Raw genomic sequence first — 23,302 nt, 5'->3', positions numbered from 1 at the left:
ATGCACGTCTAGAAAGTTCTGTTGACGGACAACGTGAACGCCTGAGGTTCTCCATAAAAGTTCTGACGCGATGTCGAACTGATTTTTTCATAGTAATGCTTGTCGAACAGGTTCGTCACCATCAAGCTGACTGTGGTCTTTGGGTCAAACTGATAGCCAATTCGTGCATCGACCAGCATGTAACCGCCTTGATCAATGCGTACCGAAGTTGTTGTCGGTTGAGAATATATGCCGCTGATCGCCCTCAAACCGGCTCCTGCACTCCAGCGATTGAACATCCCATCCTGCCAAGTGTGATTGGTCCACAGGTTGACATTGTGTTTTGGCGTCACTGCATTGAAATTATTCGTCACGTTGGTTGACCCCTGTTCCAGGGTCTTCAGGTCGGTATAAGCGTAGCCTGCTGTTATCTCCCATCCCGGACGGACTTGGCCGCTGACTTCCGCCTCAAAACCCTGGCTTCGTACTTTGCCGCTATTCACAAATGTGGTGGAACTTGGCGCATCCGCTATTGCACGGTCCTTGTCGATAATCTGGAATATCGCGAAATGCGTATTCAAGCGTTTGTTCATCCATTCGCTATTGATGCCAAGCTCGACCTGCGAACCGCTTTTTGGTGACAGGATATTGCCGGCCTTGTCTTGATTTGATTGTCCGACAAAAGTTTCGGCATAGCTTGCGTACAACGAAGAATGGTTATCGAGTTCATAAAGTGCGGCGACCAACGGCTGAAATTTCGTACCTGGATTGCTGCCTTTTCCTTCCGCGCCTGTAATCGGATTGCGTGCTTCGGTTTCATATTTGCTGAACCGGCCGCCCAGAAGGAACGTCCAGTTGTCACTCGGCTTCAGTTGAATCTGTCCGTATAGTCCTTTTTGCGTTTGCTTTGTTTCCGAGCTGTAAGGGCCGAGCGGCAATGCGGGAAGTGTGATGTCATGGTTATTTAATCCCGCAACAGTAGGTGTAAGAGCTGGTGTCGTTCTGGACACACTCATAGCCTCTTCGGTTGAATAACTTGCCCCAAGCAATAATTGATGTCGTCTTCCAACCATTTCAAATGGCGTCACCACATAGGCGTCCACGTTACGATTACGTGTTTCACGCTTGAAATGCGACGTCTGCAAGCCGAACGAATCGGAAGGTAGCAAAGGATAGGCCCACGGTGCCGCTGAACGGCCGCCGTAATATTCCATTGAGCGATCCGTTTGTCGTGCGACCAGTTTCAGCAAGCCGCCATTATCGAGATGGTGTTCCAGTTCCGCGAACATGTCGCTGCTATCGGCGTCTTGATCGTTTGAATTTGTCCCCGCAAATGTCGAGCGCGAAAAATCAATCAGTTTCCCATCCACGTATGTGGGCAGGCCCTGGTCGAGAACCGCATTGATTTTCTGTTTGGTTGCACCAACCGACAAGGTTGTCTGCGGTGTCAAATCGACTTCCACGGTTCCATAAAACAGGGATTTGTCGCTTTTGACAATATCGACAAAAGAGTCGCGCTTATCCGTCAAACCGACAACACGTCCGCGCACACTGCCGGATTCATTCAGCTTGCTGGTCACATCGACTTCGGCTCGTCGCGCATCCCACGATCCGTACTGCACATTGGCGCCGCCGCCAAATTGAGATTGCGCACGTTTTCGCACAAGATTGACCGTACCGCCAGGTTCGCCCGCGCCTTGCAACAAACCTGCCGGTCCGCGCAGCAATTCAACGCGATCGTAAATCGCGGTATCGAAGCCGGTTGCGTAGTTGCCGTCCTGACTGATCGGAATACCGTCAAGTTGAATCGAGCCGATATCAAAACCGCGCGACTGAATCGTATTGAAATTTCCTGCACCGTCGAAACGCTGGATGACGACACCCGTCGTCTGCTTCAACGCGTCTTCGATGGTCGTCAAGTTCTGATCGTCCAGGCGCTGACGCGTGACGACGCTGACGGAGAACGGCGTCTCTCGCAGCGATTGAGGAATCTTCGAACCGACGGTCGCAGCGCCGGTCGCGTATGACCCGGACTTTTCGGTCATGGCGTCCTGAACTGCCGTGACTTGCACCGCCGGCAGCGTCGTGGTTGCAAGTGCCGCTTCGTTACCGGAATCTTTTTGAACATCGACTTGCTGCGCAAGGACAAGTCCGGACATTGCCGCACAGGCGATGCCTGCCGCAATAGGTGTTTTCCTATACAACACAGTATTTCCCCTTTTGGTATGAAACACTGGCTGACAGTTGCGGCTGGCTGGTGCTTTTTTAATGAATCAGTTATCCGGTCACAAATCACCCACGTGATTTGACTATTCGATGAATGAGTGCGCCTCTCTTTTTTCAATCGTCGAGAAAATGTTTGCAGATGCGCAGCGCGTTCGACGCATCCCTGATCATGAAATTGACCAGCGTGGCGGAACAACCGAGATTGCGGCCGGCATCGCGCTGACTCATGTCGTCGAGCCGGCACAACTCCAGAGCATGACGCGTTCGCGCAGGCAGGTTTTCCAGAACCTGCTCGACGGCTTTCAACATTTGTTTTTCGCTGAGTATTTTTTCGGGCGTCGCATATCCCGGTACATCCAGTTCTTCCACTTCGACATCGAACTTGCGATAACCCGATTCCATCGCGTGCCGTCGATAATTGTCGATCGCCAGATTGCGAACGATCTGACAGCAATAGCAGAACGGCTTGTCGATGCGCGCCGCGCTATTGCTGCCCGCCACCTTGAGGTAGGCTTCCTGCACGATCTCGTCGGCCAGTTCGGCACGGCGCACGATATTCAGCGCGATGCTTCTGAGTTGCCCGTGATGGGCAACGAACACTTCCTGCAGGAGCTGCCAGTCAGCAGACACTTCCATTGATTTGCCAAATAATAATAATGAGAATAATTCTCATTATATTAGAGAGACGTTAAATTTCCAGTAATTTGTGACATTCCGCAGGATATAGGGCGGCTTTCCCCCTTCTTCAGGAGCGACGAACTCGCGCCGCGCATGGCTTCTGCTACCATGACGACTTGGCGCACCGTCTCGATTCGCGCCTTTCTGACGAACCAAAAGCATGACCGACTTCAAACGCGAACCCATTCCCCTTCCGGCCAAACCCGGCAAGGTCTTGCTGCATTCCTGCTGCGCTCCTTGCTCGGGCGAAGTGATGGAAGCCATGCTGGCGTCCGGCATCGACTACACGATCTTTTTCTACAATCCGAATATCCATCCGGAGAAGGAATACCTGCTGCGCAAGGAAGAAAACATCCGCTTTGCAGAGAAGCACAACGTGCCGTTCATCGATGCCGATTACGACACCGACAACTGGTTTGAACGCGCCAAAGGCATGGAGAACGAACCTGAGCGCGGCATTCGCTGCACGATGTGCTTCGACATGCGCTTTGAACGCACGGCGCTGTATGCACACGAACACGGGTTTCCGGTCATCAGCAGTTCGCTTGGCATCTCGCGCTGGAAGAACATGGACCAGATCAACGACTGCGGCGTGCGCGCAGCAGCCAAGTATCCGGACATGCTTTACTGGGAATACAACTGGCGTAAAAAAGGCGGCTCCGCGCGCATGATCGAAATCTCCAAGCGCGAGAATTTCTATCAGCAGGAATATTGCGGCTGCGTCTACTCACTGCGCGATACCAACCGCCATCGTCGCGAGAATGGCCGCGATCGCATCAAGCTCGGTGAACTGTTCTACGGCAAGGAAAGTACGTCGACAGAAGGCGAGTGACATGTCGATCGAATTGCCCATCTCCGCAATAGAAACATTCAAAAAGCCCGGCTCTGACGCCGGGCTTTTTGTCTCTTGCAATTTCTTTTCTCCGTCCCATCTTTTCAACAAGCGCCCTGCGCAGAAACTTACCGGCATCCATCGACTCTATCGTTTTCCAACAAAGGAGAAACTCCCATGAAAACAACGAAAGCAGCAAAAGCGGCGAAGCCCGCCGCCAAATCCGGCAAGGCCAAAGGCAGTGTCGCCGCCCGTCGCACCGCGACCCTGGCAACGCCAAGCGATCTGAAGACAGCCGGCACGCGCGATATCGCGGCGGCCATGAACGACGTTCTGGCGGACGTCTTTGCGCTCTATCTGAAAACCAAGAACTTCCACTGGCACATGAGCGGTCCGCATTTCCGTGATTATCATCTGCTGCTGGACGAACAGGCGGTACAAATTTATGCAATGGTGGATTTGATTGCGGAACGCATTCGCAAGATCGGCCAGCCGACCCTGCGTTCGATCGGCGATATTGCACGCCGTCAGCGCATTCTCGATAACGACGCCGAATATGTCGAGCCGGGCGACATGCTGGCAGAACTGCAGGAAGACAACAAGCAACTGGCAACCAGCCTGCGCGAAGCCCACGACGTCTGCGATGAACATCGCGACATCGCCACCGCCAGCCTGATTGAAAACTGGATAGACGAAACCGAACAGCGGACCTGGTTCCTGTTCGAGGCAAATCGACGCAGCGATTCGACCGGCCACTGATTTATCCGTGACTTTCGACAGCGCATCGCCGCAAGGGATGTGCTGTTTGTTTTACAGGTCGTTCACCGTTTCGCGATCGCTGCCGAACAGGTGCAACTGCTCGTCTGCTTTCTCAGACTTTTGTTCGCTCAAGCGTATTCCAACGCCGAGCAGGCGTACCGGCAACTGTCGCCGTTGAAACGCCGTTTCCAGCAGATTGTCGATCGTGGCCTCGTCGATCGATGACATCACGCACTCCGCCGTCGTTCGGGAAAAATCGGCAAAGCGAATCTTGACGAACAGTTTGTGTACGTTATCGCCGGCCTGTGCGCGTTGCACGCGTGCATGCAGTTTTGCGATCAGGTCGCGCATCTCTTGCCGGCACGTGTCGAGATCGTGCAGATCGGTCGAATAGGTTTCTTCGACGCTCACCGATTTGCGCTCGCTGCTCGGATCGACCGGGCGCTCGTCGATGCCGCGACACAGATCGTACAAACGCTCGCCGAACTTGCCGAAATGCTGCAGCAATTCATGCAACGGCCATGTACGCAAATCACCGCAGGTTTCTGCGCCAAGTTGATTCAGGCGTGCCGCAGTAACCTTGCCTACACCGAACAGCTTGGAAACCGGCAGCACGGAAACAAAGGCGTCCACCTGCTGCGGTTTGACGACGAACTGCCCGTTCGGCTTGTTCCAGTCGCTGGCGATTTTCGCAATGAACTTGTTCGGCGCGATGCCGGCGGAAGCGGTAATGCCGACCGTTTCAAAAATACGTTCGCGAATCTCCTGCGCAATCGCTGTTGCGCTGCGCTGTGCCGAAGCGTGTGTCACATCCAGATAGGCCTCGTCGAGCGACAACGGTTCGACCAGTTCGGTGTAATCGCGGTAAATGGAAAGAATCTGACGAGAGGCGACCCGGTATTTGTCCATCGCCGGCGGCAGCACAATCAGGTCGGGGCAACGACGCAGCGCCTGTGCCGTCGCCATCGCGGAACGCACGCCGTATTTGCGCGCCTCGTAATTGCAGGTTGCCACCACACCACGCTGCTCCGGCCGGCCGCCGACAGCGATCGGCTTGTCGCGCAACGCGGGATCGTCGCGCATCTCGACCGCGGCGTAAAAGCAGTCGCAATCGCAATGGATGATTTTTCGGAAAGATGCAGACGCCACAACAAGGACCGGCAAAAGAAGGCATTTTACCGGCGCAATAAAAAAAACGCGCCGCTACACAGACGTGCAGCGGCGCGCCATCATGCCTGCCGGAAAATATCCGGCTCGGCAAACCAATTACGCAAATCAGTTACGCGGTGTGCCCGGTGTCGCTTCCGGATTCAGCGCGCCGCCGCGGTCTTTCACCAACGGCATTGCTTCCCGGCGCTCCTGCTTGGCGGCTTTTTTAGCATCCTTGTATTCCTCCTTGGAAGCAGCTTTGTCAGCCTTGTATTCCGCCTTGGAAGCGGCCTTGTCAGCCTTGTATTCCTGCTTTGCTTCTTTTACTTGCACGCGTTTTTTCACGTAAGGGTCGTTGGTGCGATTCGCACGCGACTGGTCAGTGTATGCAGGATCGCCGGCAGGCGGCGCTGATGCGGCGGGCACCGTCGTGACACCCGTTGATTGCGCGGCAGCAAATTGCGAAAACATCGCCAGTGCAACACCTGCAAACATGGTTTGTAATTTAGTCATGGCAACTCCTTTTCTTGTGAAGAAATTCCGGCACAAACATTGCGCACGAAATCAATGCTGCCCGACAACGTACACGCCAGGCAGCGCTTGCCCTATTACTGACTTGGCCTTCCATTCAAAGTTCATACTGTCTGTCGTGCAATGTGCGTTGCTTCACATTCATTGCTTCATTCAAGACGCACTTCTCGATTCAATTTGACGGCGCTTCTTCGGCATGTTTCCGTTTCGCCGTTGCAAGCTTTACGCTATATTGCAACGACTCCGACACAATTCATTGAGAAAACCTCCCATGCTCGACCCGAACGCCTTACTGAAACCGCTCGCCGGCTACATCGTCGAAGACCTGACAAACGCCGATATCGCCGCCACCGGCGCGATCGCGGCCTCCATCCTCAACGACCTCGCCGCACCCGTCATGAAGATGCTGTCCGTTGCCGGCGATAGCGCAGATGACATCGTCTGCGAATTCTTCCCCGATCCCAACGACGAAAGCACGCCCGGCACCCTGGTGTTCTGGCCGGCAACACGCACCAGCCGGACCAGTCGTCAGGAAGATGCGCGACTCGCCGCTTATTCGCTACGTCTCGCGGTATTCCTGTCGGAACGCGAAGATGAGGACGTGATTTATCCTGCCGGTTTCAGCATGGTGCTGAAGCTGAATGAAGATGGTTGCGAACTGGTGAAGGATCTGCCGCCCGCCGTGTTCGAACGGCTGGAATTCCAGATCAAGGGAAATTCAATGCCGAGCGGCTTCGAGTTTCTCGATGACAGCGAACACATGCCGGTCCTGCCGAACATGCGTCGCCAGTTTCTGAAAGCCATCACGCGCGCGCACAATGTCACGCAGAAAAAGCGCAGCAAGGAGTTTGAATCGGTGATGGCGCACTACATCTGGGACAACACGGAGCCGGAAGCACATTTCGGCGCAGTCCTGTCGACACTGGCAACACTGCTGGTCGCCGTGCATCACCAATCGAAGCTGTAAGCAATGCAGTCGGTCCGGCCTTCAGCGGCCGGACATTTCCACAAACAGTTGTTCCACCTGACTGCGTGCCCACGGCGTCCTGCGCAGGAATGTCAGACTCGACTTGATGCTCGGATCGATGTTGAAGCAACGAATGTCGACACGGCGCCCCAGTTCTTCCCAGCCATAGCGGTCGACCAGCGCCAGCAGAATCTTCTCCAGCGTTTGCCCGTGCAGCGGATGATCGGATTGCGATGCGTTCGTCATGTGCGTATGTCCAACCGGTATGCGCGACGTCACGCCGGCTTGTTTTCCTGCACCAGCACCCACGGCCGCGCGACAACTGTCCACAGTAACGCATCCGGTTCCAGCCATGCACGCGCCTGCTCGTCGGTCGCCCGCGCAATTTTTCCATCGCTCAGCCATTGCTGTACCGCGGCCGTATCGTCGATCGAAAACCGCGCCGCCACATCGACCAGATCGAGATCGTTACTGACGACGATCACGTGACCGCCGGCAAAAAAGCGCAGCAGTTCTGACCACGCGATCTGCGATGTTTCCATATTCAGTTTGGCATGGAGCATTTGCTGCTCCTGTTCTGGTGTCGTCATGTTTCTTCGCTTGATGAATCAATAATGCGGCGGCGGTTCGTTGAGAGGCGTCTGCTGGCTGGCATCGACCAGATCCTTGACGCGATGCACGAGTGCCATGCACAGCGCTTCCAGTTCGTCGATTTTCTTTTGCTGTTCGTACACAGTCTTGTTGAGTGTATCAACGAGATCTTCCTGGCGCGTCAGCTTGATCTCGATATCGACAATGCGGTCTTCGTTCATTTGTTCGTTCCCGATGCCGCATGTTGCGCGGCCTGATGTTTATGCATTGCCTCGCGGCGGAAGTTGCGCGCCACCGTGTGATAGAACGGTCGCGGACAAAATTGTCGTGACACGAACGACGCTGCCAATGTCGTCGCGAACAACATCAGCGTCACGTCTTGTGTACGCGTCATTTCCATCACGATGACGGTGGCCGTGATCGGCGCCTGCGTCGCCGCGGCGAGAAAACCGGCCATCGACAGCAACGCGATGAGTCGCACATCGACCGCCATCGGCAACAGATGCGCGATATTGTCCCCGATCCCCACACCGATCGCCAGCGACGGCGTGAAGATGCCGCCCGGAATGCCTGCCAGATAGGAAAAGATCGTTGCGCCCAGCTTCGCGATACCGAACAGTGCGTGTTCGCCGGGTGCGCCATTCAGCAAGGCCGCGGCCTGTTCGTAACCGGTGCCGTAGGTTGCGCCGCCCGTCAGCATGCCGAGCAACGCAACCAGCAAACCGCAGATGGCCGCCAGCCAGATCGGATGCCGCTGCGGCCATGCGCGATGGCGTGCGGGAATCCATGCCGACGGCCCGGCGAGCAGCGCCTTGGCAAACAGACCGCCAAGCACGCCGTTGATCAATGCGCACGCCACGACCGCCGGCCATGAAATCTGCATCATGTGGATCGCTTCGTTCAACTGAAAGTAGGGATTGTTGCCAACCAGCGCCAGCGAGATGAAGCCGGCGCCCAGCACCGCTGACATCACCAGCCGGTCCCAGCGCACGACGCTACCCTTCCCCAGTTCCTCGATGGCGAACACGACGCCGGCCAGCGGCGTATTGAATGCGGCCGCCAGTCCACCCGCCGCGCCGGCCGCAATCAACGCTTCAGGACGAAAACCGATTCCAAGGCGCGGCCGTTTCTGCCACCATTTTCCCCATGCCAGCATCGCTGCCGCGCCGACCTGTACCGACGGGCCTTCGCGGCCGATCGATGCGCCGGCCAGCAAACCCGCTGCGGTCAGCACGATCTTCCACATGGCCTGGCGCATCGATACCAGCCTCGTCTGGTCTGCACACACCGGCATGTTCATTGCCGCCATCACTTGCGGAATGCCGCTGCCGCGCGCTTCAGGGGCGAGCCTGATCGTCAGCCAGCGAATCAATGCAAAAGCAGGCGGCAGCATCAGCAAGGCACTCCACCAATATGCCTGCGTGATGCCGTGATTCCATGCGAGCATTTTCTCCGCGATGACCGCGAACAGCAGCGAAAACAGCGCCACAAAAACGGCACCGCCCAGAAAGATCGCAATGCGAAACGAATGGCGCGAAATGCGTGCCGTGTGACGCAGACGCTTCCTGATCCAGTTGGTGGAGGTATCGGGCATATTCAGTCCAATCGTGATGCACGCGCGTAGTGCCAGGCGGCCGAACCGTCTTACGCGGCCTTGGGTTTTTGCAGCAATGCTTTCAGGTTCGCGAGTCGATTCTGCGGTGTGATGATTTCATCTTCGGTCGGCACCGCATCGCCTTCATCCAGCTTCATTTCCTTGATGAAGCGCGAGACATCGCAATGCACATGCTCACGCGCGCGTTTTCGCTTCTTGCACCAGGTGACATGCAGTGAGCGTTGCGCGCGCGTGATGCCGACGTACATCAGGCGACGCTCTTCCTCGATGCGTGCGCCCAGCGTTTCGACCGGTGCATCGGGATCACCCTTGTGCGGCAGGATGCCTTCCTCGACGCCGACCAGAAACACGTGCGGAAACTCCAGTCCTTTCGATGCGTGCAGCGTCGACATGCGTACCGCATCCGGCTCTTCATCCTTGCCTTCCAGCATCGACATCAGCGCCACCATCTGCGTCAGGTCGAGCAGACTGCGATGTTCGTCAGTGCCGTCCTTGCCGCCGCTGCCTTTTTCCTTCAGCCACGTCGTGAAGTCGATCACGTTCTGCCACTTTGCCTGTGCCTGCCGATCGTCGAAATTGTCGTACAGGTAGGCTTCGTAATTGATCTCTTTCATCATGTCGTCGAGCAGCGCGGCCGCCTGTCCTTCACGATGAGCGTGATGTTCGAGATTGTTGATGAAGGTGCAGAACTCGCGCAGCGGTGTCAGCTGACGTTCGGCCAGTTTCGCTTCAAGGCCGCCCTTGAACACGGCTTCGAACAACGAACACTGCCATTGCCCGGCGAATGCGCCGAGTGTCTCCAGCGTCGACTGACCGACGCCGCGCTTCGGCGTCGTGACAGCACGAATGAACGCCGGATCGTCATCCTCGTTCGCAATCAGGCGCAGATACGCGATGATGTCCTTGATCTCGGCGCGGTCGAAAAAACTCTGGCCGCCGGAGATCGTGTACGGAATGCGTTCCTTGCGCAACGCCTGTTCGATCACGCGCGATTGATGATTGCCGCGATACAGGATCGCGTAATCGGAAAACTTCGCGCGCCGTTCGAACTTGTGCGCCGACAGCATGATCGCAACCTGCTCCGCTTCCTGATCGTCGTCCTGCATCGCCAGCACCTTGACGGGGTCGCCGAGGCCATGCTCGGACCACAATGCCTTTTCGAACAGCTTCGGGTTATTCGCGATGACCGAGTTCGCGGCCTGCAGGATACGCGTGCTGGAACGATAGTTCTGTTCGAGCTTGATCACTTTCAGATCGGGAAAATCGACCTGCAACTGTTTCAGGTTTTCGATTGTCGCGCCACGCCACGCGTAGATTGCCTGATCGTCGTCGCCCACCGCCGTGAACATCGGCTTCTTGCCGAGGCCGGTCACCAGCAGCTTGACCAGTTCGTACTGGCAGGTGTTCGTATCCTGATATTCGTCAACCAGCAGATAACGCAACCGGCGCTGCCACTTGTCGCGCACCGGTTCGTTATTGCGGAAAAGCTCGACCGGCAGGCGAATCAGATCATCGAAATCCACCGCCTGATAAGCCGACAGTGTGGCGACGTAGTTGCGATAGATGCGCGCAGCCTGCGCTTCATCTTCGTCCTTCGCCTGCTTCAACGCCGTGTCCGGATCGATCAAGCCGTTCTTCCATAATGACATCGCGGTCTGGATGCGACGAATCAACTGCTTGTCGGTCGTCACCGCCAGATCCTGCACCAGCGAAAAACAATCGTCGCTGTCCATGATCGAGAAGCGGTCCTTCAAGCCGAGTTCCTGCGCTTCCTGCCGCAGAATCTTGACGCCGAGCGAGTGAAAGGTACTGACCGTCAGCTGCCTGGCCTGCTTCGGCTCTTTCAGCAACTTGGCGATACGCTCCTGCATCTCGAGCGCTGCCTTGTTGGTAAAGGTCAGCGCGGCAATGTTGCGCGCATCGTAACCGTGGTCCTCGATCAGGCTCGCGATCTTGGTCGTGATCACGCGCGTCTTGCCCGAACCCGCACCCGCCAGCACCAGACACGGGCCGTCCATGTACTGGATGGCTTCGCGCTGCGGCGCGTTCAGACCGTGGACATTGTTCGGGGAGGAAGACATCAGAGAAATGCGGAGCGATTCAAGACTTTAGAGCGCCTCATTGTATCAGCGCCGACTCTGCCGCCGATACCGTTCACGGGCGAAGTCCGTTCGATATACATTCGACAAGTTCAGGATTGGTGACCCTTCAACCGATGTTGACGCGGCCGGCCGGGTATTCGATATCCGCGCCGCGCGGATTGGCCAGCGTGAAAGCCAGCGTCAGCGGACCGACGCGACCGATCAGCATCAGCACCATCACGATGCACTGCCCGGCCGTCGACAGAGTCGGCGTCAGGCCGCGCGACAGCCCGGTGGTCGATGCCGCGGAAACCACCTCGAAGGCCACATCGAGAAAACCGACGTTCTCCGTCAGCATCAGCAGGAACGTACCGGCGATCACGCACAGTACGGCGATCATCGTGACGGCCAGCGCACGCAATGTCATCGATGCATCGATGCTGCGACCGAACAATACCGGCCGGTGCTGTTGCAGCAGGAAGGCGCGCGTCGACACCAGCAACACGATGAAGGTTGTCAGCTTGATACCGCCGCCGGTCGAACCGCTGCCGGCACCGATGAACATCAGGATCATGATGAAGAATGCGGTAGCCGGCATCAGTTGCGCCGCATCCATCGTGGTGAAACCCGCCGAGCGCGGTGCCACCGCCTGAAACCAGCTCGCCCACAGCTTCGCGCCGATACCATGCAACGCACCCAGCGTATCGGGATTGCCATACTCCAGCGCGAACAGTACCAGCATCGCGATCAGGTTGATGGCCAGTGTGCCGACCAGCATCAACTTGGTTTGCAGCGTCATCTCGTGAAAACGTTTGCGCGCGCGCAAATCGGCAATCACCGCAAAGCCGAGGCCGCCGGAAATGAACAGGCCGGATATGACAAGATTCACCAGCGGATTGCCGACGTAGGCCGCCAGGCTGTGCGACTCCAGGCCGAAACCGGCATTGTTGAATGCCGAGACCGCATGAAAGAAGCTGTGGAACAGGCCGCGCGACCAGCCCATTTGCGGCACCCACTGCAACGCCAGCAATGCCGTGCCAAGCAATTCGATACAGACAATGAAGAGAAATAGCACGCGCAGCAGTCGCTGCATGTCGAGCCGACCGCTCTGGTTGAACGAATCCTGCATCGCCGCACGATTGCGCAAGGTCAGCCGGCCGCTGGCCAGATGAATGATCAGCACACCAAACGTCAGCAGGCCGATGCCGCCAAGTTGAATCAAACCCAGCAACACCCATTGTCCGAACAGGGTGTAATGCGTGCCGACATCGACCACCGACAGTCCGGTAATCGTGGAAGCAGAAACCGCCGTGAACAGCGCCTGCATCCAGCTCGTCGGCTCATTGCTGGCGATCGGCAGTTTCAGCAACAAGGCACCGACCAGCGACAACCCGATGAACGACAGGATCAGCGCCTGCGGCGGCGTCAGTCGCAGGACTTGCCGCTCGACCTGCCGCACCAGCATCGGCGGCTGAAATCCGCGCCTCATGCACGCCTCATAGATAGACGGAAATATTGCGCAGGTTTTGCAGCATGCCCGCCAGCACAAGCTGATCGCCGAGGCGGAAGACATAATCGGCGGGCGGCGGCGTCAGGATATCGCGCTGATGCTTGACCAGCAGCAGACGCACATCGTTTTCTTCCAGCTTCATCGCGGCGATCGTCTGTCCCGCGATTTTTTCGGACGCGCGCACCTCGACCGTAAACACATCATGTCCGAGGCTGATGTAATCGACCACTTCCGGATACATCATCGCGTGCGCGAGACGCATGCCCATTTCATGTTCGGGATGCACGATATGGTCTGCGCCCAGTTTGTGCAGGATGCGATGGTGATTGTGGTTGAGCGCCTTGGCCCAGACTTCCGGCTTCGGCATGTTCTTGACGGTCAGCGTGACCAGAATATTGGCTTCAAGGTCTTCGCCGATGGCGACGACGACGGCATCGCTTTCGTGCACGCCCAGATCGCGCAGCGTGTCTTCATTGCGCGCGTCGGCGACGACGGCTTGCGTGACATCGTCGGCAATCTCGTTGACACGTTCGGCATTCATGTCGATGCACAGCACGTCATTACCCAGGCGGGACAACTCGCGCGCAACGGTAGAACCGAACGCGCCCAGACCGACAACAGTGAATGTGCGTTTCATGGGATGACTGACGCGAAAATTGGATAACGGGCATTAAACCACAATTGAAAACGACGAATGTGCGACGCCGCACCCTTGGCGCGGAAGCATGCGCAGTACAATATCTGCATAGACTGTCGCAACGTTCTTTCGCATTACATTTCATCCTCATCATTCTCTATGCAATTCGAACACCTGATTGAAATCAACGATCCGGGCAATCCGCTGATCGATTCGCTGACCCGTGATCAACTGTGGCGCGGCCTCGTGATGCGTGCGGAAGCGCCGAAGTTGTTCGTGCCATGGCTGGACGAATGCATGCTGCTGGCGCGCGACGCTGCGACGCTGCAGCGCGAACTGCGCTACGACGCATTGCACATTCGCGACACGGTGACGTTCACGCCGCTGCACACTGTCCGTTATGACGTGCCGGCACAGGGCGACATTCCGACGTCCAGCCTCGTCATGACGATCGAGGAGCCGGAAGCCGGCAGTCTGTTCGTCCGCTTCCAGTATGACGACGGTCGCGGTGAAGACGATGCGGATGCGTTCTACAACGAGTTTCGTCGCTCTGCCTACAAGGAGGCCGATATCGATACCATCAAGGTCATTCGCCAGATGGCCGACGAAGGGCGACTGAATCTGCCGATCTGAAAGCACAATCGCAAAACTGAAACACAAAAAAACGCCGGGACATGCCCGGCGTTTTCATTTACTGCTGTACGCAAATTATTCAGGGAACCTTGATCGAGTTCTTGACCGATTTGACGCCAGTGGTTTTCTTGGCGATGTCACCGGCCAGGTATTGCTGCCAGTCGTTCTTGGTTTCGCCGCTCAGCGTCACTGCGCCATCCGTGGTTGCATTCACGGTGATCTTGGCGCCTTTCAGTTGCGCTTCTTTTGCCAGTGCGGCCTGCACGCTCTTGGTCAGTGCCGGATCGGCAGCGGCAGGTGCTGCGGCTGCAGCTGGCGCGGCGGCAGGCGCTGCTGCCGGTTTCGCTTCTGCCTTTTTGTCAGCCGTATCGGTGGTGGCGCAGCCAGCGAGCAATGCCGAAACGGCAGCCAGTGCCAAAGCGCGTTGAATGGTCGTCATATGTACTCCTCCAGTGTCTAACAGTTTGTCGTTTATTTGCTTTAATTATGCGAAAGCTGGAACCGCTTTCGCGGACGAGTATTCCATAGCTCCCGGGAAAAAGCATCCTGTCGGACAATATTTTTGAATGGGTTAACGCTGGCAGCAACAAAACATTGGCGGGTCCGCCGGGATCGTCTGACAGCCAATACGGCAGATTTGAACTCCCGGCAGCCTTCCACTGTCCAGTAAAGGTGTGAATTGCCCCGGAAAGGAGCCGTCATGACCATCATTGCCGCACGTTTTGAACAACAGGATGAAGCGCAACGCGCTGTTGTCGCCCTTCAACAGGCAGGAGCACCAGTTGCCCAGATCAGCACTTTTTATGTCAATCCGGCCGGCCAGCACGATCTTTATCCGATCGGCGGCGACCGGGATGAATCACCTGGTTCCGAGGATAGCGACAAGGGCAGCGCTGCCGGGATGGGGGTTGGCGGCGCCGTCGGTGGTGCTGCAGGTCTCGCCACCGCGCCGGTGACCGGTCCGTTAGGCGCGGTCGTCGGTTCGTTACTGGGCGCCCACGTCGGCTCTCTGGTGGGATCGCTATCGCAAACGGATGATGCGGAAGATATTCCGCCGACGCGGCAGGCCGGCATGCTGGTCGCGGTGAGCATTTCCAGTCAGGATGAAGAGCAGCGGGCGATCGACACCTTGCGCACCATCGGCCCCACGCACCTGGAACGTGCGAAAGGACAGATCGTGGAAGGCGACTGGGTCGACTTCGATCCCTTGTCATCTCCGAACTTCATTTGACGCCGCCGCCCTAATCCGAATCACAAAAAGGCCCTGACGACGCATCGCGTTTGCAGGGCTTTTTTAATTTCCCGGAAATCCGACGCTATCGAGTCCGGTCACGATCATGTCAATCGCAATCGTGCCGATCAACAATGCCGACATGCGGCCGACAAGGTCGATGTAACGATCCGTGATCGCAGCGTGTCGCTCTTTCAGTTTGTCGTGGGCGACCTTCATCGTGACCAGAATGATCACGGTCAGCAGCAGCGTTCCGGCGATCACTGCAATGGCGCCGGGTAATGGCAGGCGTGTACCGATCACAACCGACGCACTGACCGTCCCCGGACCAATCATGATCGGCATGGCCACGCTTCCTGCCATGACAGTCGGATTGTCGCGCAGGCTTTCAATCGCATGCGCGCCGGAAAAGACGTAGCGCAAGCCGATCAACAGAAAAACGATGCCGCCGAATATCTGGAAGGAGGCAAAGCGCACCTGCAGATAGTCGCGAAAGAACGCCTCGCCGCCCCAGGCAAACAAGGTGAATACCGTTGCACTGATGACACTGCCGCGGATCAGTACCCGCGTAAATGTCGGCGTCGGCAACCCGCGAATCAGATCGAGCAGGTAAATGCTCATCAGGAACGGATTGAACAACGCAAAGAACAGTGCGAATGAACGCAGGTAGGGATCCATCGACTCTCCCGAATCGGCGGTACCGGCCGCTTCCTGCGAAACGGTCGATGCCGATTAACCGACGTCAATCGATGTTCAGTGCTTTCGGAGAAAGCGGCGCAATGCCTTCACGCGCGGCAACAAATTCCGGACGCGGCTGCAATGTGCTGCGCGGCGCTTCCAGTTGATTGTCGATGCTGTTATAGACGAAGAACACATTGCTGCGCGGATACGGCGTGATGTTGCCGTTGGAGCCGTGCATCGTGTTGCAGTCGAAGAAAATCACCGAACCGGCCTTGCCGGTGCACGACCTGATGCCTCCCATGTCGGCCAGATAGCGCAGCAGGATTTCATCCGGCACACCGACTTCCTGCTTTTTCAGCGACTTCTTGTAGTTCTCGTCCGGCGTTTCGCCCATGCAGGACACGTAATGATGATGCGAGCCCGGAATCACCATCAGCGGACCATTGGCCTCGCTGTTGTCGGTCAGCAGGATCGAACAACTCAACGCGCGCATCGCCGGCATGCCGTCCTCGCTGTGCCACGTCTCGAAATCCGAATGCCAGTAGAACTCCTTGCCGTTGAAGCCCGGCTTGTAATTGATGCGCGATTGATGAATGTAGACGTCGCTGCCGAGAATTTCTCGCGCCACGTTCAGCACGCGCGGGTCGCAGACGAGGTTGGCAAAGATCTCGTTGAGCCGATGCACATTGAAGATCGAGCGTACTTCTCCGCTGCCAGGTTCGGCGATGACCTCGGGACGTCCGGCATGGGTGAAGTCTTCGCGCATGCGCTGCATGGCATCGAACAGAAACGCGACCTCTTCCGCATTGAACAGATCCGGCATCATCAAAAATCCGTTCTGCTGATACGACGCACGCTGTTCCTGATCAAGCTGCACTGTCTGCGCGCGCGATACGCGGTCATAGACAACAGGGTCGTGGCGCGCAAGAATCGCAGCGCTTTGCTGCGTACGAGTTGGGTAGGCGTCTTGCGATAACATGATCATCTCCTTTTCTGTCTCCTCAGGCCGCGGCCTGTTTCATTTGTTCGGCCGTCGCGTAGACGCCGTTTTCGTCATGCACTTCGGTGCCGACCAGCGGCGGATTGAACGAGCAGATCAGGTGCAGGTCGGTTTCGGCGCGCAGCATGTGGTTGTCGTGCTTGTTCAGCGCATACAGCGTGCCCGGCTCGATGCGGAACACTTCGCCGCTGTCGAGCAGTTCGACCGAGCCCGTTCCCTGCACGCAGTACACGCCTTCCAGATGGTTCTGGTACCAGATGTGCGTTTCGGTACCGGCGTAGATGACGGTGTGATGCATCGAGAATCCCATGCCGTCTTCCGCCAGCAGCAGCCGGCGACTGCACCATGTTTTTGCCTGCACGTCGCGCTCGGTGCCGAGGATGTCCTGCAGCTTGCGTACGATCATGCTTCCACCTCGCGATGCGACTTGATCTCGTTGCCTGCTTCGCTGACGGCTTCACCCACGGCTTGCTCGAGAATGTCGAGCCCTTTCAGCAGCGTCTCCTGTTCGATCGTCAGCGGCATCAGCAGCTTGACCACTTCATCGTTGCCGCCGGATGTTTCGATGATCAATCCGTTCTGGAAGGCGATGGAGGTGATGCGATCTGCCAGCGCAGGATCCGCACAGGCAACGCCCTGCATCATGCCGCGTCCGCGACGCGTCAGTTTTGCCTGCGGATAGCCGGTGACCAGCTTGTCGAGGAAGGTTTCGATCAATGCCGCTTTCTTGTGAATGCTTGCCTGAAAGCGGTTGTCGCTCCAGTAATGCTCAAGCGCCGCGGCGGCGGTGACAAAAGCGAGGTTGTTGCCGCGGAAGGTCCCGTTGTGCTGACCGGGTTTCCAGACGTCGAACTCCGGCTTCATCAACAGCAGCGCCATCGGCAGACCGAAACCCGACAGCGACTTCGACAGCGTGACGATGTCCGGCTTGATGCCGGCCGGCTCGAAACTGAAGAAGGTGCCGGTGCGACCGCAACCGGCCTGGATATCGTCGACGATCATCAGGATGGCGTGACGCTGGCAGAGTTGCTCCAGCTTCTTCAACCAGTTGAGGCCGGCGACGTTCAGGCCGCCCTCGCCCTGCACACATTCGACGATGACCGCCGCCGGCAGATCGACGCCGCTGCTTGGATCGGCAATCAGCTTGTCGAGCATGGCGATGGTGTCGATGTTCATGCCGAAGTAGCCAGAATATGGTGCGCGATGCACGTCGCCGAGTGTCACGCCGGCGGCATTGCGGAACTTGCGATTTCCGGTCAATGCCAGTGCGCCCAGCGTTACGCCATGAAAGCCGTTGGTGAACGAGATGATGCCCTGACGACCGGTAACGTTACGCGCCAGCTTGATCGCCGCTTCGACCGCGTTGGTGCCGGTCGGTCCGGTGAACTGGAATTTGTATTGCAGGTTGCGCGGCTTCAGCACGCAATTCTCGAACGTCTGCAGGAAGTGCTTCTTTGCGGTCGTCGCCATGTCGAGGCCGTGCACGATGCCGTCTTCCGTCAGGTAGTCGATGGCAGCCTGTTTCAGCACCGGGTTGTTGTGGCCGTAGTTCAGCGTGCCGGCACCGGCGAGAAAATCGATGTACTCGCTTCCTCCTTCGTCGATCAGAACGGCGTTCTGTGCCTTTGAAAAAACAGTGGGGAACGATCGGATGTAACCGCGCACCTCGGATTCCAGTCGGTTGAATATACGCATGAATGCTTCTCCTATGGATGGATGGTGGATGGGTGGTTCGCGACGCGCACTCAGGCGCGCGGCCACGGACCGATTTGATAGAGCCATTCTTCTTCGTGGTCGCCGCTGCCGAAATCGGCCGCTGAAAACAGCAGGCTGCCGGCGATGTTCAGGCCGTGGCGTGTGGCGAAGCCGGTGAACAACTTGCGTGATGCCATGTTGCTCGGGCTGATGGTGGCTTCGACGAAACGCAGGCTGCGTTCGGCCGCGCACCGTTCGATCAGGCGGTCGAGCATGCGCGATGCAAGGCGCTTCCCCTGCATCGCCGGCGCGACGGCGACCTGCCAGACAAACAGCGTGTCAGGTCGGCCGGGCGGGCAATAGGCAGTGACTGCGCCGACCAGACGTCCGTCCAGTTCGGCCACCACGCAGGTATCGGCGTGATGTTCGCAGAGCAGTAAATAGGCATAGCCGGAATTCAGATCCAGCGGAGGACAGCGCGCGATCAGTTCATGCAGATTGGCGCCGTCGCTGCGTGTCGGCTTGCGCAAAATCGGTTGCGCGGGAGCCGATGAAAGTACTTGTGCGGTCATGCTTTCTCCTTGTTTCGAGAAAAGCGATCCCCGCAACCTCAATAGGCCGCAGTTACACTTGTCAGCAGGAGGAAATCAGCTATGCGCGGCAGGAACGCCTGGTTCTGCGTGTTGCACAGTTTCTACAGGTATTTTTGCTTCCAGCAAGGTTGCGAACTGTTCCAGCGTGCCTACCAGGGCCTGCCGTTCGATTTCCGACAGGGCGCCGAGCGCACTGCCGAATCCGTTCGGCAAGGCCGATGGTGCATTGGCCAGAACGGTTTGCCCCGCGGCCGTCACCGCAACGAAGACGTTGCGACGATCTCGCGTATCGCGCTCACGATAGACCAAGCCTTTTTCTTCGAGCCGGTCGACGATCCCGACGACGGTACTTGGGCTGAGCTGAATCGCGCGCCCGATGGATTTGAGCGTGCTCGGCCCCAATTGGGCAATTGCCAGAAGTGCCACAAGTTGTGGCGATGTGATGTTGTGAGTGACAGCCAGGCGTTTCGAATGGTGCTCCACGCATTGCGCGATACGGCGGACGCTTTGCAGGATACGGATCGAATCATTGACGGCAACAAGTTGGGCGATGTCATTCATGACCGCGAGTTTAGCGACATCCATGTTTTCTGTCGCGTGCGTCACAACAACCTCACATTTTCCTGTTTTCCTTGATATTCCCTGTTTGAATAACGTGGTCATGTTACCGGCCAAATTACTTCATGTCAAATCATTCGTATACGAATGATTTGACATCGACAAGGCAAAAAATCCGTTATCGATGCATGTCGACGTGAGGAATGCCGTCTTCCATATAGCCATCCGAGACCGCGACGAATCCGAAATCGTCGTAAAAACGCTGCAGATGCTGTTGCGCCGAAATACGAACCCGGCAGCCAGGAAAATGTTGCTCGACACGGCGCATGCCTTCCGTCATCAACTGCCTGCCTAAACCTGTGCCGCGCACCGCCTGCACGGTCAGCACACGCCCCAGCACAACGTCGTTCTGATACGCGTCTTTTGCGCGCGGCGCGAAGCAGCGCAGATACGCCGTCAATTTGCGTTCGCCATCGCCAACCTGCCAGCCGAGCAGATGATATGCACGCGGATCGAGTCCGTCGATATCCGGGTACAGGCACTGCTGTTCCAGCACGAAAACCTGCTGACGCGCCGCCATTATCGCGTGTACGGTCGGGCCGTCGAGTTCATCGAACGCCGCCCATTGCCATGTGAGCGTGTTCACCGGCAGCCTTCCATGCCACATGCTTGTTGGCGCAAATCTTCCGTGCGACGCAACGTGTGCTGTTCCAGGCAGGCGAAATGCTGCAACGGCCAGATCGAACCGGACATTTCGCGCGGACCGTTCTGTGCCAGACAATCCTTGTCGCGATAAGTGATCCACGCACGCTGTGCATCGCGCATGCGTTGTCGTGCCGCCTTGTCCTGCTGCTTCGTCATGCTGTCCCGATAGACCTGGTTCAGTGTTTTATCGGCCACGTCATAACGATGGCGTGCGCAGAAATTCATTGTTTGTTGATCGCGGTCGCAGTTCTGCAGCGCTTCTTCCATCACTCCGGCGTCTTGCGCATCCACAAATCCGGTTGCCGATGACAACATCGCGCACATCAGAACGCGGGAAAGCAATGTCGTGACGTTCATCTCTTCTCCTGCATGCAAATTGATCAGATATCGACCGGATCGACTTCCAGCGACCAGCGCACGCGCGTCTTCATGTCACGCAATGCCGCAATCCAGATTTTCAGAAAAGCCTGCAAAGCAGGACGCGACGCGCATTCCACCAGCAATTGTGCACGATCGACATTGGCGACGCGCGTCATCGTCATCGGAATCGGATCGTTCATCGTGATGCCGGGATGCTCGACGCAGGCAATCGCCTGATGCAGGAAATCCAGCGCGAATTGCAATTCCTTCGCCTCTGCGCGCAACAGCGCCTGGTACATGAACGGCGGAAAACCGGCCTGTTGCCGCTCTTCCAGCAAACCCGCCGCAAATGTATCGTAATCGTGCTGCCGCAATGCGTCGTATAGCGGATGCTGCGGATAGCCGGTCTGGATCAGCACCTCGCTTCTACTGCCGCCTTCCTTCTGCGCGACGCGACCGGCTCGGCCGGCGACCTGCATCAATTGCGCGAACAGTCGTTCACCGGCACGATAATCGTGCGAGAACAAGGCGGTGTCGGGATTCAGCACGCCGACCAGCGTCAGGTTCTGGAAGTCATGCCCCTTCGCCACCATCTGCGTGCCGATCAGGATATCGACCTCTCCACGATGCACGGCATCGAACGCCTGCTGCGCACTGCCTTTCAGTCGCGTCGAATCGGCATCGATACGCAGAATGCGCGCAGCCGGAAAAACCGCCTGCAATGTTTCCTCGACCCGTTGCGTACCGCGACCGAGCGGTTGCAGATCGACGTTGCCGCAATCCGGGCATGAACGTGGAATACGCTGCTCATATCCGCAATGATGACAACGCAAGATGCGATCGAGTTTGTGCAGGACAAGGTAGGCGCTGCAGCGTGTGCAGTTGCTGATCCAGCCGCAGGAATCGCAGGAAATCACCGGCGCATAACCGCGGCGGTTCAGGAACAGCAACGATTGTTCGCCACGCTCCAGTCGCTGCTTCACTGCCGCCAGCAATGTCGCGCTGAGACCTTCGGTCACCTGCTCGCGTGGCGCCTTGCGTTCGAGATCGATCAGGCCGACCTTTGGCAATACCGCATCCTTGACGGCACGCTCGCGCAATTCCAGCTTGCGATAACGGCCGGATTGCGCGTGATGCCAGGTTTCCAGCGAGGGCGTAGCGGAACCGAGCACGATCGGGATCGACAGCTGATGCGCGCGCCATACCGCCAGGTCGCGGGCCGAATAGCGCAAACCTTCCTGCTGCTTGTAGGACGGATCGTGTTCCTCGTCGATGACGATCAGCTTCAGATGCGGCAGTGAGGCCAGAATCGCCAGTCGCGTACCCAGCACGATGCGCGCATGACCGAGATGGGCAGACAGCCAGTGCGTCATGCGTTCGCCTTCGGCCAGGCCGCTGTGCAGCGTCGCCACCGTCACGCCGGGAAAACGCGCGCGCACGTTCGATTCGAGTTGCGGCGTCAGATTGATCTCCGGCACCAGAATCAGAATCTGCGCCGGGTCATTACCGTCGCTGCGCGCCAGAATTTGCGCCGCCGCCTGCAGATAGACTTCCGTCTTGCCGCTACCGGTAACGCCATACAGCAGCGTCGGCGCAAAACCCGCCGCACCGGCAATCGCGTCAGCCGCCTGCTGCTGCGCCGGATTCAATTGCGGCATCGCGGCGGGCGTCGCATCATGGGTTGGCGGCTGCTTCGCCAATTTCTTCAATGCACGGTCCAGCGACGTCGTTTTTTCCGCGCGCAGATTCTTTGGCAAACCCGGCAATGCCACCTCGCCCAGCGGCCGCTGATAATAATCGGCGGCGAACTCGCACAACGCGATCCATTCGGCAGACAGCGGTGACAATTGCGCGCGCACGGCAATCGCCTGCTTGAGCTTGTCGAGCGGCACATCCGTGGTCTGTTCGATGCCGACGATCAGCCCGACTGCCTCGCGGCGGCCGAACGGTAACAGCGCCAATTGCCCGACTTGCGGCACAGGCTCGTCGTCGTCAGCGGCGACCCACGCATAGTCGAAACAGAAATCGAGCGGCGTGTCGAGCGCTACTTTTAAGATGCAATGTTTCACAAAGTTAAGGTAATACCTGAAGAGATGTTCTAACTACCCGATTCATAAGCGCTTTTTCGACTATCCACAATCATTGTGGATAACTTTGTGCATAACATCCTATTGACAGGCAGAAACGCCAGTACTGACGCGGGTTTCAATAAATTGCCTAAAACCTGCGCACAAATAAAACCTTTTAAAATCAATGGCTTGGAAAAATCTATCTAACACGAAGAATATATT

The 23,302-nt window shown here is 57.3% G+C and carries 26 protein-coding genes; 5 read left to right on the top strand and 21 right to left on the bottom strand.

Annotation, left to right across the window (positions count from 1 at the left end; genetic code table 11):
* Positions 1-8 precede the first annotated feature (8 nt).
* Both VN114_RS09705 and VN114_RS09700 read right to left on the bottom strand, forming a co-directional pair.
* Positions 9-2,024 carry a TonB-dependent siderophore receptor gene (locus VN114_RS09705; protein ID WP_325514336.1) on the bottom strand — a complete coding sequence of 672 codons (2,016 nt, stop codon included), beginning with the start codon at positions 2,022-2,024 and terminating at the stop codon, positions 9-11.
* Positions 2,025-2,319: 295 nt separating this feature from the next.
* On the bottom strand, positions 2,320-2,841 hold the full coding sequence (locus VN114_RS09700) for a sigma-70 family RNA polymerase sigma factor (RefSeq protein WP_325514335.1): 522 nt from the start codon (positions 2,839-2,841) through the stop codon (positions 2,320-2,322).
* A 202-nt stretch (positions 2,842-3,043) separates the two neighbouring features.
* Here VN114_RS09700 and VN114_RS09695 point away from each other — a divergent pair, with 202 nt between their 5' ends.
* Positions 3,044-3,715: an epoxyqueuosine reductase QueH gene (locus VN114_RS09695; protein ID WP_325514333.1), complete on the top strand. Its 672-nt coding sequence runs from the start codon at positions 3,044-3,046 to the stop codon at positions 3,713-3,715.
* 177 nt (positions 3,716-3,892) lie between these two features.
* Positions 3,893-4,474 (top strand): DNA starvation/stationary phase protection protein, encoded by a 582-nt coding sequence (locus tag VN114_RS09690; protein ID WP_325514331.1) that lies wholly within the window; start codon positions 3,893-3,895, stop codon positions 4,472-4,474.
* Positions 4,475-4,525: 51 nt separating this feature from the next.
* Here the strand turns inward: VN114_RS09690 and dinB are convergent, their stop codons facing one another.
* Positions 4,526-5,623: a DNA polymerase IV gene (gene dinB, locus VN114_RS09685; RefSeq protein WP_325514329.1), complete on the bottom strand. Its 1,098-nt coding sequence runs from the start codon at positions 5,621-5,623 to the stop codon at positions 4,526-4,528.
* Between the two features lie 126 nt (positions 5,624-5,749).
* Entirely contained in the window at positions 5,750-6,136 is a 387-nt protein-coding gene (locus VN114_RS09680; protein ID WP_325514327.1) for a hypothetical protein, read from the bottom strand.
* Positions 6,137-6,425: 289 nt separating this feature from the next.
* On the opposite strand from VN114_RS09680, the gene VN114_RS09675 reads away from it, so the two are divergent.
* Complete coding sequence (locus tag VN114_RS09675; protein WP_325514325.1) at positions 6,426-7,121, top strand: hypothetical protein; 696 nt, start codon at positions 6,426-6,428, stop codon at positions 7,119-7,121.
* 21 nt (positions 7,122-7,142) lie between these two features.
* Here VN114_RS09675 and VN114_RS09670 read toward each other — a convergent pair whose 3' ends face one another.
* The 7 genes from VN114_RS09670 to VN114_RS09640 all read right to left on the bottom strand — a co-directional run bounded on the left by VN114_RS09670 (position 7,143) and on the right by VN114_RS09640 (position 13,555).
* On the bottom strand, positions 7,143-7,367 hold the full coding sequence (locus tag VN114_RS09670; RefSeq protein ID WP_325514324.1) for a VF530 family protein: 225 nt from the start codon (positions 7,365-7,367) through the stop codon (positions 7,143-7,145).
* 29 nt (positions 7,368-7,396) lie between these two features.
* On the bottom strand, positions 7,397-7,711 hold the full coding sequence (locus VN114_RS09665; RefSeq protein ID WP_325514322.1) for a DUF2288 domain-containing protein: 315 nt from the start codon (positions 7,709-7,711) through the stop codon (positions 7,397-7,399).
* An 18-nt stretch (positions 7,712-7,729) separates the two neighbouring features.
* Positions 7,730-7,933 (bottom strand): SlyX family protein, encoded by a 204-nt coding sequence (locus VN114_RS09660; protein ID WP_325514320.1) that lies wholly within the window; start codon positions 7,931-7,933, stop codon positions 7,730-7,732.
* Positions 7,930-9,306, bottom strand: a complete 1,377-nt coding sequence (locus tag VN114_RS09655; protein ID WP_325514318.1) for a chloride channel protein — start codon at positions 9,304-9,306, stop codon at positions 7,930-7,932. Before VN114_RS09655 ends, VN114_RS09660 begins: the two co-directional genes overlap by 4 nt.
* Positions 9,307-9,356: 50 nt before the next feature.
* Positions 9,357-11,408 (bottom strand): UvrD-helicase domain-containing protein, encoded by a 2,052-nt coding sequence (locus VN114_RS09650; protein WP_325514316.1) that lies wholly within the window; start codon positions 11,406-11,408, stop codon positions 9,357-9,359.
* A 127-nt stretch (positions 11,409-11,535) separates the two neighbouring features.
* Positions 11,536-12,897 (bottom strand): TrkH family potassium uptake protein, encoded by a 1,362-nt coding sequence (locus tag VN114_RS09645; protein ID WP_325514314.1) that lies wholly within the window; start codon positions 12,895-12,897, stop codon positions 11,536-11,538.
* Positions 12,898-12,904: 7 nt separating this feature from the next.
* Complete coding sequence (locus VN114_RS09640; protein ID WP_325514312.1) at positions 12,905-13,555, bottom strand: TrkA family potassium uptake protein; 651 nt, start codon at positions 13,553-13,555, stop codon at positions 12,905-12,907.
* A gap of 159 nt (positions 13,556-13,714) precedes the next feature.
* On the opposite strand from VN114_RS09640, the gene VN114_RS09635 reads away from it, so the two are divergent.
* Positions 13,715-14,188: an SRPBCC family protein gene (locus tag VN114_RS09635; protein WP_325514310.1), complete on the top strand. Its 474-nt coding sequence runs from the start codon at positions 13,715-13,717 to the stop codon at positions 14,186-14,188.
* A gap of 79 nt (positions 14,189-14,267) precedes the next feature.
* On the opposite strand, the gene VN114_RS09630 is transcribed toward VN114_RS09635, so the two are convergent.
* Positions 14,268-14,627 (bottom strand): BON domain-containing protein, encoded by a 360-nt coding sequence (locus VN114_RS09630; RefSeq protein ID WP_325514308.1) that lies wholly within the window; start codon positions 14,625-14,627, stop codon positions 14,268-14,270.
* 261 nt (positions 14,628-14,888) lie between these two features.
* Between VN114_RS09630 and VN114_RS09625 the strand changes: the two genes are divergently transcribed.
* Entirely contained in the window at positions 14,889-15,419 is a 531-nt protein-coding gene (locus VN114_RS09625; RefSeq protein WP_325514306.1) for a hypothetical protein, read from the top strand.
* 63 nt (positions 15,420-15,482) lie between these two features.
* On the opposite strand, the gene VN114_RS09620 is transcribed toward VN114_RS09625, so the two are convergent.
* The 9 genes from VN114_RS09620 to VN114_RS09580 form a co-directional block, all read right to left on the bottom strand.
* Entirely contained in the window at positions 15,483-16,097 is a 615-nt protein-coding gene (locus VN114_RS09620; protein ID WP_325514304.1) for a MarC family protein, read from the bottom strand.
* 64 nt (positions 16,098-16,161) lie between these two features.
* Positions 16,162-17,085, bottom strand: a complete 924-nt coding sequence (gene thpD / locus VN114_RS09615; protein WP_325514302.1) for an ectoine hydroxylase — start codon at positions 17,083-17,085, stop codon at positions 16,162-16,164.
* A 16-nt stretch (positions 17,086-17,101) separates the two neighbouring features.
* On the bottom strand, positions 17,102-17,506 hold the full coding sequence (locus VN114_RS09610) for an ectoine synthase (RefSeq protein ID WP_325514300.1): 405 nt from the start codon (positions 17,504-17,506) through the stop codon (positions 17,102-17,104).
* Entirely contained in the window at positions 17,503-18,795 is a 1,293-nt protein-coding gene (ectB, locus tag VN114_RS09605) for a diaminobutyrate--2-oxoglutarate transaminase (protein WP_325514298.1), read from the bottom strand. Before ectB ends, VN114_RS09610 begins: the two co-directional genes overlap by 4 nt.
* Before the next feature lie 50 nt (positions 18,796-18,845).
* Positions 18,846-19,367, bottom strand: coding sequence for a diaminobutyrate acetyltransferase (gene ectA / locus VN114_RS09600; RefSeq protein WP_325514296.1), 522 nt, complete (start codon positions 19,365-19,367; stop codon positions 18,846-18,848).
* Positions 19,368-19,442: 75 nt separating this feature from the next.
* Complete coding sequence (locus VN114_RS09595) at positions 19,443-19,973, bottom strand: MarR family transcriptional regulator (protein WP_325514294.1); 531 nt, start codon at positions 19,971-19,973, stop codon at positions 19,443-19,445.
* A gap of 151 nt (positions 19,974-20,124) precedes the next feature.
* Positions 20,125-20,592: a GNAT family N-acetyltransferase gene (locus VN114_RS09590; protein WP_325514292.1), complete on the bottom strand. Its 468-nt coding sequence runs from the start codon at positions 20,590-20,592 to the stop codon at positions 20,125-20,127.
* Positions 20,589-21,008 carry a lysozyme inhibitor LprI family protein gene (locus tag VN114_RS09585; protein ID WP_325514290.1) on the bottom strand — a complete coding sequence of 140 codons (420 nt, stop codon included), beginning with the start codon at positions 21,006-21,008 and terminating at the stop codon, positions 20,589-20,591. The genes VN114_RS09590 and VN114_RS09585 overlap by 4 nt, the downstream gene beginning before the upstream one ends.
* A 23-nt stretch (positions 21,009-21,031) precedes the next feature.
* The gene (locus VN114_RS09580; RefSeq protein WP_325514288.1) at positions 21,032-23,080 is read right to left on the bottom strand and encodes a primosomal protein N'; all 2,049 of its coding nucleotides are present in this window, start codon (positions 23,078-23,080) and stop codon (positions 21,032-21,034) included.
* Between the last annotated feature and the right edge of the window lie 222 nt (positions 23,081-23,302).

Origin of the sequence: Oxalicibacterium sp. (genome assembly GCF_035565035.1) — a bacterium.
In the GTDB taxonomy this organism is placed as follows: domain Bacteria; phylum Pseudomonadota; class Gammaproteobacteria; order Burkholderiales; family Burkholderiaceae_D; genus Oxalicibacterium.
This window is presented reverse-complemented; position numbering and strand designations above follow the sequence as displayed.